This is a genomic window from Glutamicibacter sp. BSL13, assembly GCF_052928425.1.
On the sequence record NZ_JAVGCZ010000089.1, the window covers coordinates 1 to 11771 of the forward strand.

Genomic DNA, 11771 nt, shown 5'->3' on the forward strand with positions numbered 1-11771 from the left:
GCCGAGGCCACCCGGGCCTCGGCGCTGCCCTGCGGGGCGTTGGCCAGCCGGGCGAAGCCGCGGGCCAGGGCCGGCAGGCTCAACGGGTAGACCGGGGTGCCGCAGCCATCCGCGCTGGCGCTGGTGATCTGTTCCCCGGTCAGCTCCTGCACGGTCGCGGCCAGCAGTTCGCTGACCGGGTGGCCCGGGGCCAGGTAGGTGGCGGTGTCCCAGCCCTTGAGCCTGCACAGGGCCAGCAGCGCCGCGTGCTTGCCCGAGCAGTTCTGCGCCAGCTGGGTGGCTGCGCCCCCGGCGGCCAGCCAGGCGGTGCGCTCGGCGGGACCGTAGGGCAGGTCGGTGGAGTTGCCCAGGTCCGCCGCCTGCAGCCCGGCCGCGTGCAGGGTGCCCAGCGCGACGTCCTGGTGGCGCTGGGAGCCGGAGTGGCTGGCGGCGGCCAGGGCGAGCTGTTCGTCGTCCAGTTCCAGCCCGGCGCGCAGCATTCCCACCGCGAACAGCGGCTTGAGCGCCGAGCGGGGGTAGAAGCGGGAGCTGGTGTCACCCAGCGAGGCCAGGATCCGGCCCTGCGGGTCCAGCAGCACGGCCGAACCGTAGTGCACGGACTCGATCGCCTCACCGCGGGTCACCGCCGCGACCGGCACATGCCCGGGCAGCCCGGAGGCCGCCAGTTCCTGCAGGGAGGGGTGACTGGTGGCCGCGGCCTGCTCGGTCGCGGACTGGCTGGAAGGCGGTGGGGTCATGGTGTCCTGGTTCACTTCATCCTGGTGGGCTTGCGGTGGCTTGTTCGGTGGCTGGTTCACGGGGTGCTGCGCACGATCAGCGAGACGGCCTGCTGGACCTTGCTCAGGTGCTCACCCATGGCTGCTCCTGCCGCGTCCCCGTCGCCGGAGGCGATCGCCTCGACGATCAGCCGGTGCTCCAGGTTGGAGGGGCCGCGGCGGCCGGTGACCAGGTTGACGGTCTCGGACTGGCGGGCCATCGCATCACGGATGTCCCCCACCACCCGGTCGAAGACGGAGTTGCCGCTGGCGCGGGCCACGGCGGCGTGGAAGGCGGCGTCCAATTCCACCCAGGCGGCGGCGTCGTCTTCGACTTCCATCTGCTCAATCAGCCCGCGCAATCGTTCGAGGTCCTCCTCGGTGCGCCGGTCGGCGGCCAGCCGGGCGGCCGGGATCTCGATGTGGGGCCGGGCCTCGTAGAGGTCGGAGGAGGAGAACCCGCCAAGGAGCAGTTCCCGGTTGGGCCGGTGGGAGACCACGAAGGTGCCGCGCCCGGTTTCGGTGCGGGTCAGGCCCAAGGCGGCGCAGGAGCGCAGGGCCTCGCGGATCACCGAGCGGCTGACCGAGTAGTCGGCGGCCAGGCTGGCTTCCGAGCCCAGCTTGCTGCCCAGCGGGATGCGCTGTTCTTCAATGGCGGTGCGCAGGGACTGGAAAACGGCCTCGGAGGCACTGGTGCGGGAGATCGGCTGCTGTCCGGGTGTCCAGCTGTCTGACAGGTTCACGGTGTCGAGTATGACAATGTGATGCTCCCTATGTCAAATCTTGCCGCAGGGACTTGCAAAGACCCAAGTGAGCGCGGCTCGGGTGAATGCGCAGCCGCTGCGGGCGCCGGGCCGGAGGGCTTTTTCGATGGCCGCTGGGGGTAGGGGAAGCGGGCGCTCCCGTGCCGCGTGAGGGCATTTCATCACATTTACATGACGCGTCAATGAAAATTTCACCTTGACGGTTTAGGCTGTGCTTGGGTCCTGTTGGGCCGGGGCACAACAGCTGGGGGCGGCATGGAAATCATGTCGAAACCGGTGGTTGCTTCCAGGCTGTCACGGGACCCGGCATCCGCGCTGCCGGTCGCGTCCGGCAGCGCCCTTACCCTGAGGAAAGAGGCGGTCCATGAAGACCCGAGCAGCCGTAGCCACGGCCCCACAAACCGACCTGGAAATCCGTGAACTCGAACTTGATGAGCCCCGTCCGGATGAACTGCGGGTGCGCATGATCGCCTCCGGTGTGTGCCACACCGATGCCATTATCCGCGACCAGTGGTACCCGGTCCCGCTGCCGGTCGTCCTGGGACATGAAGGCTCAGGCATCATTGAAGCCGTCGGAGATGACGTTGAGGGATTCAGCGTGGGGGACAAGGTCGTGGTCGGCCCGGCCTACTGCGGCCACTGCGAACAGTGCGTGGCCGGGCACCCCATGTACTGCGTGAACTTCTACGACAAGAACTTCGGCGCCCAGCGCCCGGACGGCTCTAAGGCCTTCTCCGATGAAAACGGTCCGGTTGGCTCGCACTTCTTTGGCCAGTCCTCGTTTGCCGAGTTCACCAACGTCCCGGCCCGCGGTGCGGTGAAGGTGCCCAATGACGTGCCACTGGACATTCTCGGCCCACTGGGCTGCGGCATCATGACCGGTTCGGGGGCCGTGCTGAACGTGCTAAAGCCGACCCCCGGCTCCTCCGTGGCGATCTTCGGCACCGGAGCCGTGGGAATGGCCGGAATGATGGCCGCCAAGGCCGCGGGCGCCACCACGATCATCATGGTGGACATCGTCCACTCGCGGCTGGAACTGGCCAAGGAGCTCGGGGCAACCCACGTGGTCAACTCCAAGGAGACCGACCCGGCCGCGGCGATCAAGGAAATCACCGGCGGCGGTGCCCAATTCGCCCTGGACACCACCGGCGTGCCGATGGTCTTCACTCAGATGTCGAACTCACTGGCCACCCGTGGGCACGGCGCGCTGGTTGGGGCCGCGAAGCTTGGGACGGAGGCCAAGGTGGATATCGGCACGCAGCTGCTGGCCGGGATCAACCTGCACCTGGTCATCGAGGGCGACGCGGTACCCAAGGAATTCATTCCCCGACTGGTCAGCCTGCACCAGCAGGGCCTGTTCCCGTTCGACAAGCTGATCAAGAAGTACGACTTCGCCGACATCAACCAGGCATTCGCCGACTCGGCGAACGGGTCGACGCTGAAGCCGGTCATCACCTTCTAAAGTCCTGAACGCAACGCGGCACGAGGATGGGCGTGGACACCCTTGGTGTCCACGCCCATCGCCTAGTTTGGCTATCGGCCCGGCCGCCGGTGCGTTAGCTACGCTGATCCCGACGCAGCGGGTGATCCTCGGGAATCTGCACCAGCACGATGCGGGTGCCGTCCGGGTCCTGGATCCAGGCCTCAATCAGTCCCCACGGTTCGGTGCGCGGCTCGCGCAGCACCTTCACCCCGGCGGTCCGCAGCCGCCGCACCTCCTCGCCCACCTGTCGCACCTGCAGCCACAACTGCAGGGAGGACGGCTCACTGGCGGTGCGCGCTCCGGAAACCTCCAGCAACCCGTTGCCCAGGTGGAAGACCAGGCCCGGTGCGTTAGCGGGACCAAATTCGCGGGCCACCGCCAGCCCGAGCGTGTGCCGGTAGAAATGCTGGGTGGCCACCGGGTCCACCGGGCGCAGCAGCACCCGGCTGCTCAGGATCTCCATGCTGGGCACTCCAATCAACTCAGGCACCGGACCGGCCAGGGGGCCGGCGCCTGCGCGGTGCTGGTTACGGGATGGTGATGACCTGGCCCGCGTAGGTCAGGCCGCCGCCAAAGGCGAACAGCAGGGCCTTGGTGCCCGAGGGCAGCGGCTCGTCCGCCATCATCTTGGACAACGCCAGCGGCACCGAAGCGGCCGAGGTGTTACCGGAGTAGACCACGTCGGTGGCCACCCGTGCGTTCGGGGCCCCGATCTTCTCGGCCAGCGGTTCGATGATGCGCAGGTTGGCCTGGTGCAGCACGATCGCGCCGATCTCCTCCGGGGCCAGTCCGGCACGCTCGATGATCTGCTTGGCGATCTTGGGCAGCTGGGTGACGGTCCAGCGGTAGACGCTCTGCCCGTTCTGGGCGAACTTGTCGTTGTTCGAGTGCTCAATGCGCACCGCATCGGACATCTGCGGCACCGAGCCCCACAGCACCGGAGAGATGCCCTGCTCCTGGGAGGCGGTCACCACCACGGCGCCCGCGCCATCGGCGGTGAGCACGCAGGTGGTGCGGTCCGTGAAGTCGGTGACGTCGGTCAGTCGTTCGGAGGCGATGACCAGGGCCTTGGTGGCACTGCCGGCCATAATCGCGTGCTGGGCGGTGGCCAGGGCGTGGTTGAATCCCGAGCAGGCGGTGTTCACGTCCATGACGGCCGGGTTCTGCTCCATGCCCAGGGCCAGGGCCACCCGGGCTGCCATGTTCGGGGTGCGGTCCAGCGCAGTGCAGGTGGCGACCACGACCAGATCGATGTCGCTGGCCTCAATGCCCTCCGCGTTGGTCAGGGCCATCTTGGCGGCCTCGGTGGCCATGAAGTCCACGCTTTCACCCTCGCCGGCCCAGCGGCGTTCCTGGATCCCGACGCGGCGAGTAATCCACTCGTCGCTGGTTTCCACCAGCTTTTCCAGCTCGGAGTTCGGCACGATCCGATCGGGCTGGTAGTGGCCGAAGGAAACAACTTTGCTGCCGGTCATGGAAGGGCTCCTACAAATGCGGGGAAAGATTTCTCCCCTTAAGAGTAGTCCGTTGACCGGCTGCGCGCCGTGAGACTACGCACCACGACGGCTGGAGCCGGTGCAGGGCAAAGGTGCTTCGCGCCGGCGTACCAACACTTTGCCCAAGAAATGTCTGCTCTTAGAGCTGTCCAAGCGATCCCAGAGTGGTACCACACCTGGTACGACTAGGAGGGGTTGTGGCGATAACAGCGAGTGAAGCGCGTCGTGATTTGTTTGGGTTGGTTGAGAAGGTCAATCTTGACCAAACGGAAGTTGAGATTGTGTCCAAGCGGGGCTCGGCGATCCTGATGTCGAAAGACGAATATGACGCTTTGGTTGAGACAAGCTACTTGCTGAGGTCTCCCAAGAACGCACTGCGCCTGCTTGAAGCGTTTAAATCAGCGCAGGAAGGAAACTCAACTGAGCATGGGCTCATTGACCCATGAGCGACAGAGTGCTCGCATGGACTGAAGCGGGATGGGAAGACTATCTCTACTGGCAAACCCAAGACAGAAAAACGCTCAAGCGCATCAACGCGCTGATCGAAGACATCCTGGGCGATGATCCCTCTGAAGGGATCGGCAAACCCGAAGCCCTAAAACATGCCTTGGCTGGCGCATGGTCGCGGCGCATCGATGCAGCCAATCGGCTCGCCTATATTGCTGATGACCGCGCAGTGACGATCTTGCAGGCGCGGTATCACTACTAAGTACCCTGAACACGTGAATCAAACAGTGCGTGCGGCGCGCGGTGGTCGTTGAGATTTCAGGGCCGCTCCTGTTCCCGCCTGATCTAGCGCAAGCAGACATCGTTGCGGCGTCTCATCCTCAGCGGCATACTGTTGCGGCATTGGGAGCAGGCGTCGGTGGAAGGTTCCTGAAAGAGCGGTGACACGAGCTACCGCTAGTCTCGGCAAAGCCGATATGGTCAAATCACCATAGGAGACGGGCCTGGTCCACGGGACCAGACCCGCTTCAGTCGCGGACGCGACGGCCTGCCGGCCGTCCGCAGAACGCAGTAGTGACGTTGACCGGCATCGTTTGCCGGCCCGTCTGGGACAAAGGCAGGAGACAGCATGAGCGAGGAACACGAGCCGGTTGAGGAACGCTGGGTTCTGGTTCGACACGGCGAAACCGCCTGGAATGTGGCCAACCGGCTGCAGGGCCGCAGCGACGTACCGTTGAATTCGACCGGGCGACAACAGGCCGAACGCGCAGGGGTAGAGCTGTCCAAGGAAGGCCCCTGGGACCTGGTTGTGTGTTCCCCGCTGGTCCGCGCGCATCAGACCGCCCAAATCATCGCCGACTACCTGGGCATTTGGCGGATCCTGGAGGTCGATGACCTGGTGGAGCGCGACTACCGTGCTGCCGAAGGCCGCAGCACCGATGGGCTCAGTGCCGCCGAACTTGAAGAGCTGATGGCGCAGACCGAACCCGAGGATGAGGTTGTGGTCCGGGCCGTGCGTGCCCTGCGCAAGCTGGTTGCAGAGAACAGCGACTCCCGTGTGGTGATTGTCTGCCACGGGACCCTGATCCGGCTGGTGCTCGGCGCGCTTTCTGACACCCCGCACCCCCACGTGCTCAACGGGCAGATCCTGGAACTGAATACCGATCGCCTGCACGAGTTCGTCCAGCAGTAAACGAAGCCCGAGTGCCAGGACGTTCACGGCAGATGGCTGTTGGACTACGAACAACTCTCGCCTTGATCGCGCTGCGCCTTCGTCGGGAGGCTACGCGCGACCCTTGAGGATCATGTGCCAATAGATCTGGGGAAAAATCCACCGGTCCATGACCCACTGCCAGCGTCGTTCCTTGGCCATTTTCAATACCGGGTAGGACTTCATGGGCCGGTACTGTTGATCGAACTCGGCAAAGAATGCTGTTCCCCGGCTCAATGTAAAGGGGCACACCGAATACCCGTTGTACGAATGGCGCGGTTCCTTGCCGGCCAAGACGTCCAGCACGTTCAGTGCGACGACTTTTGTCTGCTTGCGCAACGCTCCGCCGGACTTCGAGTTCGAGCTGCCGGCGGCGTCCCCTAGCGACCAGACGTTCCGATACCTGCGATGGCGCAAATGTTGATCATCGACATCGACGAATCCCCCATAAGTTTCCGCACGGGGAAGGTCAGTAGCTTTCAGCCAGTCGGGGGCTGACTGGGGCGGCACTACATGGAGAAGGTCATAGGAAAGGGTCACCTTTTCCGCTCCGGCGTCCAGGTTCACGGAACGTGTTTCTGCATTGACCGACTCCAGGGTACTTGAGGTGTGCAGTTCAATGCCGTACTCACGGATTTTTCGGTTGAGCTCGGCGTCCACATCAGGCATGCCGAATACTGTGGGGGAGGGAACCACCAGGTGTACTTCAATGTCCGCCAGACGCCCGGCAGAACGCCAATAATCGCAGGCCATGTAGGCCACCTTCTGGGCGGCACCCGCACATTTGGCGGGCCCGGGCGGTTGCACAAATACCGCGGTGCCCTTGGACAACCCCTCAATCATTGACCAGGTTCGGGTGACGAGTGCAGGATCATAGTCCGAGCTGCCCGTCACTCCATCCATGGCCTGAGGAAGTCCCGGGATGGCGTTGAAGTCCAACTGCAGCCCGGGACAGACTATAAGTTGCTTATATTCAACCTGCGTTCCATCTGCCAGCAGCACCGTGTTTTCCTCGGGCTGAACATGGGTGACTCGGTTCTGAATCCACCGCGCCTGCTTGGGCATTACAGAATGCTGGGGGCGGACCGCCTCGTTCATCTTTGCGGCACCAGCGGCAATGTGGGAGAACAAGGGCTGAAAGAAGTGCTGGTCGCGGGGTTCGACAATCGCGACATCCAGCTTGCCTTTGCGCAACATCCTCGCCGCAACTGAAATGCCGGCGTTTCCGCCGCCGATAACCACAACATCATGCTTGACGCTGGACATTTCATCTCCTTCAAGAAGGACCTGGATTGAGATGCACTGTAGCGAAAGCGCAGGGGTTAATGGGAAGAGTCTGGAATGAGTCAGGAAGCACACAGCTGTACGCATCCACGGCGTGAAGATGCGTACAGCATGGAACGGCTTGTAGAGGTGTGTGCTCCGGCTACACCGCGCGCAGCACCACCGCGCTGCCCTGACCGCCGCCGCCGCAGATTCCAGCGGCACCGATGGCTCCGGCGCCCTGCTGCTGCAGTTGGCGGGCCAGGGTACCGATGATCCGCGCGCCGGAGGCGCCAATCGGATGGCCCAGCGCAATCGCCCCGCCATGGCGGTTCACGATCTGCTCGCTCAGTCCCAGCTGCTCGGTGGAGCGTACCCCCACTGCGGCGAAGGCCTCGTTGATTTCCACGGCCTGCAGATCTGCGGTCGTGTAGTCGGTGCGCTGCAGCGCGGCCTGGATGGCGTTGGACGGCTGCTCGTGCAGGGTGCGGTCCGGGCCCGCCACGAAGGCGTGGGAGAGGATCTCGGCGATCGGCTTCAAGCCGAGCTCGGTTACGGCCCTGTCGCTGACCAGCACCAGGGCCGCCGCGCCGTCGGTGATCTGCGAGGAGTTCCCGGCGGTGATCGTTCCTTCCTTGGCGAAGGCGGGGCGCAGCTTGCCCAGGGACTGTGCCGTGGTGTCCGGGCGCACCCCGTCATCGGCGGCGTGTTCGCTTTGCCCCTTACGGGTGGTGATGGTCAACGGCGCAATTTCCTCGGCCAGGAATTCGGCGGAGGCCGCGGCCCGCTGGTGGGAGGCGGCGGCCAGGGTGTCCTGCGCTTCACGGGTCATCCCGAGCTTCTGGTTGTGCTCCTCGGTGGAGGCGCCCATGGAACGACGTTCAAACGCGTCGGTCAGCCCGTCGAACTCCAGGGTGTCGACCATTTCGATGGCCCCGTACTTGGTGCCGGCCCGCGCGCGTTGTGCGTGGGGTGCCAATGACATTGATTCCTGCCCAATGGCCAGGACGATGTTGGCCTCCCCGGCGTTGATCATCCGGGTGGCCGCCACGACGGCCTCGGTGCCCGAAAGACATACCGCGTTCAGCGTGATGGCCGGGACGTCCAGGCCAATCCCCGCCCCGACCGCGCTCTGCCGGGCCGGGTTCTGCCCGGCCGCGGCCTGCAGCACCTGGCCGGCGATCACGTACTGAACCTTTTCGGCCGGAACCCCGGCGCGTTCCAGGGCCGCCTTGGCCGCGTGCGCCCCCAGCTCGGTGGCCTCAACGCCGGCCAGTGCGCCGTTGAAGCGCATGAAGGGGGTGCGGGCGTATCCGGCGATCTTTACACTCATGCTGCCTGTGACTCCTCAAGGTCGATGCTGAACTTTGCTGCGGTGATGTCTTTGATTGATTCCGGGCTTTCGCCCTCTGCCAGGCGGCGCAGGATCAGCCGCCCGTCTTCGATGTCGAATACGGCGCGATCGGTAATGATCCGGTCCACCACGCCGACGCCGGTCAGCGGCAGGTCGCAATGTTCCACGATCTTCGGGGTGCCGTCCTTGGCCACGTGGTCGGTGATCACGATGACCCGCGGGGTGCCGGCCACCAGGTCCATGGCCCCGCCCATGCCCTTGACCAGCTTGCCGGGAATGGTCCAGTTCGCCAGGTCCCCGTTGCCCGCCACCTGCAGTGCGCCGAGGATGGCGGTCTGCACGTGGCCGCCGCGGATCATTCCAAAGCTGGTGGCGGAGTCGAAGAAGCTGCCGCCGGGCAGCACGGTGACGGTCTGCTTGCCGGCGTTGATCAGGTCCGCATCCTCCTCACCCGCGTAGGGGAAAGGTCCCATGCCCAGCAGGCCGTTTTCGCTTTGCAGCTTAACCGACACGCCTTCGGGCAGGTTATTGGCCACCAGTGTGGGGATGCCGATCCCCAGGTTGACGTACTGCCCGTCCACCAGCTCGCTGGCGGCGATGGCTGCCATCTCATCCCTGGTCCACATGCTCATGCCTCCTGCCGCACCCGCACGGTGCGCTGTTCGATGTCCTTGGTCTGGTCCGCCTCGACCAGGCACTGCACGAAGATCCCCGGGGTGTCCACCAGCTGCGGATCCAGGTAGTCCTGCTCGATGTGCTCGGCCTCGGCGAACGTGTACCGCCCGGCCATGGCGGCCAGCGGGTTGAAGTTCCGTGCGGTCATCCGGTACCGCAGGTTGCCTTCCGCATCCGCCTTGTGGGCGCGCACCAGGGCGATGTCGGCAACGATTCCACGTTCGAGGATGGCCGGCTTGCCGTCGAACTCCATGACCGGTTTCCCCTCTGCCACCGGGGTGCCCACACCGGTGGGCGTGTAGAACGCCGGGATCCCGGCACCCCCGGCGCGCAGCCGTTCGGCAAGGGTGCCCTGGGGAACGAACTCCACCTCGAGCTCGCCGGAAAGGAACTGCTGGGCGAACAGCTTGTTTTCACCCACGTAGGAGGCCATGACCTTGGCGACCTGCTGATTTTCGATCAATAGGCCCAGGCCTTTGCCGTCTACCCCCATATTGTTCGACACGATGGTCAGGTTCTTCGCCCCGGAATCGCGCAGTGCCGTGATCAACCGGGTGGGTATCCCGCTCAGACCGAAGCCGCCGACGGCGATGGTCATCCCGTCCTGGACGACCTCGGCCAAGGCTGCTGCGGCGTCCTGCCGGAATTTGCTTGCCATGGTTTCCTCCTACGTCCACCTTGTGGAAGCGCTCGTCATTACCAACGAACCTAGCCAAGACGGCGGAACGCCTCAATAAACTGAGTTCAAGTGCTCGATGGATGAGGAAAAGAGGAACTATCGTCCACAATATGAACAGTCTGAGGGGGCAATCTATGCGCTGTCTTCTTCCAGCAGCTGCAGCAGGCACTGCTCATCGACGCTCAGGTACTTGCGCGCGCGCCGGCGCTTGCGCTCACCGCGCAGGTCCTCGAGTTTCTCGGGGTCCCCGGCCAGCTTCAGCACCCGCGGGGCGATGTAGGCCTTGCGCGCCGTGGACTGGGTGTTGCCCAGCACCGAGGCGGCCTGCTTCACCGCCTCGCGTTCAGCACGCGTCAGCTCCCGTTGCGGGCTGGCGCCGTCAACCTCGGCGTCCAGCAGGGAGGCGAAGGCCGTCAGCGTTCCGCCCCAGGTGCGAAAGTCCTTCGCGGTGAACTGGCTGCCCATGTTCGTATGCAGGTATTCATTGACATGCTCACTGCGCACCGAACACAGTTGTCCCTCATCATCGGTGAAGCGGAAGACTTCATAGCCGGGCATCTCCCGCAGCTTCTTCACGAAGCGGGCCATCTGCGCGTCCTCGATCGTCACCGTCTGGTGCTGTCCGCTCTTGCCGTTGAAATCAAAGGTAACGCTGGTTCCCTTGATGCGGGTATGCCGCCGGCGCAGCGTGGTTGCCCCATAGGAGCGATATTGCCGGGCATATTTCGGGGTGCCGATGCGCAGGTACCCCTTGTCCAGCACCTTGATCACGCAGGCTACCACCTTCTCGCGGCTGGTTCCGCGCCGCTCCATGTCCGCCGCCACCTGTTTGCGCAGCGCCGGCAGGGCTTGGCCGAACTCACTGAGCTTGGCGAACTTCTCCTCTTCGCGGCGGCGCCGAAACGAGGGGTGGTAGATCGCCTGGCGCCGTCCGGCGTCATCGACCCCGCGGGCCAGCACCTTGGCGCTGGGGGAAGCGGAGATCTGCACGTCATGCCAGGCCGGCGGAATGACCAGGGCCTTGATGCGTTCCAGCTCCTCGGGATCGGTGATTTGCTCCCCGCGTTGCAGATACACGAACTCCCCGCGCCGCAGCTGCCGCGAAATCTGCAGACGACCGCGCCTGCGGCGAACGGAACCACGCGCCACCGTCCCACCTCCTTGCCCCGAGCATTTCGCGCTCAGGCTACCGAATCGGTGCCCGCCGTCCCGCCGCGCCCAGCGAACTACCAGCGGCCCCGGCCTACGGGTGCCAGCGGGTGCCGGCCGGCGGCGGTTCCGGCGCCTTCGCGTCTTGGATAGTGACGCAGTTGCCCGGGCGTGGGGACCGGTGCGGACCGCCGTCTTTACCGAAGTGGCCACCGCTTTGACTGGCCTGCGCGAGCCGCCGAAAGCCGGGCGCGCACCATCCAACCGGTGCCGGGCCGCATGGTCCGCCTGATGGGAAACGCGCCGCTTAGCGAAGTCAAGCGGCACGTCACACGGCAGCGCCGTGGACGCGGCTCGTCCATAATGTGATCATGACTCCCACTCCCGCAGGCGCCCAAGTGGTCGGACGGCTGGCCGCGGTGCTGCGCACGGTCAGCGGGGCCATGCCGCAGGGCATCACCACGACCGAGGTCGCCCGGCATACCGGGCTGGCGCG

At 65.0% G+C, this 11771-nt stretch carries 13 protein-coding genes; 4 read left to right on the top strand and 9 right to left on the bottom strand.

What is annotated here, in order from left to right; all coding sequences use genetic code 11:
- The coding region (locus RCJ92_RS12785) for an asparaginase (protein WP_446754751.1) at positions 1 to 737 on the bottom strand (737 nt) is incomplete at its 3' end.
- 56 nt (positions 738 to 793) lie between these two features.
- Positions 794 to 1498, bottom strand: a complete 705-nt coding sequence (locus tag RCJ92_RS12790; RefSeq protein WP_446754752.1) for a FadR/GntR family transcriptional regulator — start codon at positions 1496 to 1498, stop codon at positions 794 to 796.
- Positions 1499 to 1883: 385 nt separating this feature from the next.
- Between RCJ92_RS12790 and RCJ92_RS12795 the strand changes: the two genes are divergently transcribed.
- Positions 1884 to 2981 carry an NAD(P)-dependent alcohol dehydrogenase gene (locus RCJ92_RS12795; RefSeq protein WP_446754753.1) on the top strand — a complete coding sequence of 366 codons (1098 nt, stop codon included), beginning with the start codon at positions 1884 to 1886 and terminating at the stop codon, positions 2979 to 2981.
- 94 nt (positions 2982 to 3075) lie between these two features.
- Here RCJ92_RS12795 and RCJ92_RS12800 read toward each other — a convergent pair whose 3' ends face one another.
- Together RCJ92_RS12800 and RCJ92_RS12805 are read right to left on the bottom strand one after the other, a co-directional pair.
- Positions 3076 to 3465, bottom strand: a complete 390-nt coding sequence (locus RCJ92_RS12800; protein WP_054821144.1) for a VOC family protein — start codon at positions 3463 to 3465, stop codon at positions 3076 to 3078.
- A gap of 64 nt (positions 3466 to 3529) precedes the next feature.
- A complete protein-coding gene (locus tag RCJ92_RS12805; protein WP_138175711.1) occupies positions 3530 to 4477 on the bottom strand; it encodes a beta-ketoacyl-ACP synthase III in 948 nt (315 codons plus the stop codon).
- Between the two features lie 218 nt (positions 4478 to 4695).
- Here RCJ92_RS12805 and RCJ92_RS12810 point away from each other — a divergent pair, with 218 nt between their 5' ends.
- From RCJ92_RS12810 to RCJ92_RS12820, 3 genes are all read left to right on the top strand, one after another.
- Positions 4696 to 4944, top strand: coding sequence for a type II toxin-antitoxin system Phd/YefM family antitoxin (locus tag RCJ92_RS12810; RefSeq protein ID WP_446754754.1), 249 nt, complete (start codon positions 4696 to 4698; stop codon positions 4942 to 4944).
- Entirely contained in the window at positions 4941 to 5207 is a 267-nt protein-coding gene (locus RCJ92_RS12815) for a Txe/YoeB family addiction module toxin (RefSeq protein WP_446754755.1), read from the top strand. The genes RCJ92_RS12810 and RCJ92_RS12815 overlap by 4 nt, the downstream gene beginning before the upstream one ends.
- 366 nt (positions 5208 to 5573) lie before the next feature.
- Positions 5574 to 6137: a histidine phosphatase family protein gene (locus RCJ92_RS12820; RefSeq protein ID WP_138175717.1), complete on the top strand. Its 564-nt coding sequence runs from the start codon at positions 5574 to 5576 to the stop codon at positions 6135 to 6137.
- Positions 6138 to 6227: 90 nt separating this feature from the next.
- On the opposite strand, the gene RCJ92_RS12825 is transcribed toward RCJ92_RS12820, so the two are convergent.
- From RCJ92_RS12825 to RCJ92_RS12845, 5 genes are all read right to left on the bottom strand, one after another.
- On the bottom strand, positions 6228 to 7421 hold the full coding sequence (locus RCJ92_RS12825) for an NAD(P)/FAD-dependent oxidoreductase (RefSeq protein WP_446754756.1): 1194 nt from the start codon (positions 7419 to 7421) through the stop codon (positions 6228 to 6230).
- 160 nt (positions 7422 to 7581) lie between these two features.
- Complete coding sequence (locus tag RCJ92_RS12830; protein WP_446754757.1) at positions 7582 to 8751, bottom strand: acetyl-CoA C-acyltransferase; 1170 nt, start codon at positions 8749 to 8751, stop codon at positions 7582 to 7584.
- The gene (locus RCJ92_RS12835) at positions 8748 to 9398 is read right to left on the bottom strand and encodes a 3-oxoacid CoA-transferase subunit B (RefSeq protein ID WP_346922431.1); all 651 of its coding nucleotides are present in this window, start codon (positions 9396 to 9398) and stop codon (positions 8748 to 8750) included. Before RCJ92_RS12835 ends, RCJ92_RS12830 begins: the two co-directional genes overlap by 4 nt.
- 2 nt (positions 9399 to 9400) lie before the next feature.
- Positions 9401 to 10105, bottom strand: a complete 705-nt coding sequence (locus RCJ92_RS12840; protein WP_446754758.1) for a CoA transferase subunit A — start codon at positions 10103 to 10105, stop codon at positions 9401 to 9403.
- A gap of 153 nt (positions 10106 to 10258) precedes the next feature.
- A complete protein-coding gene (locus RCJ92_RS12845; protein WP_246049594.1) occupies positions 10259 to 11203 on the bottom strand; it encodes a DNA topoisomerase IB in 945 nt (314 codons plus the stop codon).
- Positions 11204 to 11771 lie beyond the last annotated feature (568 nt).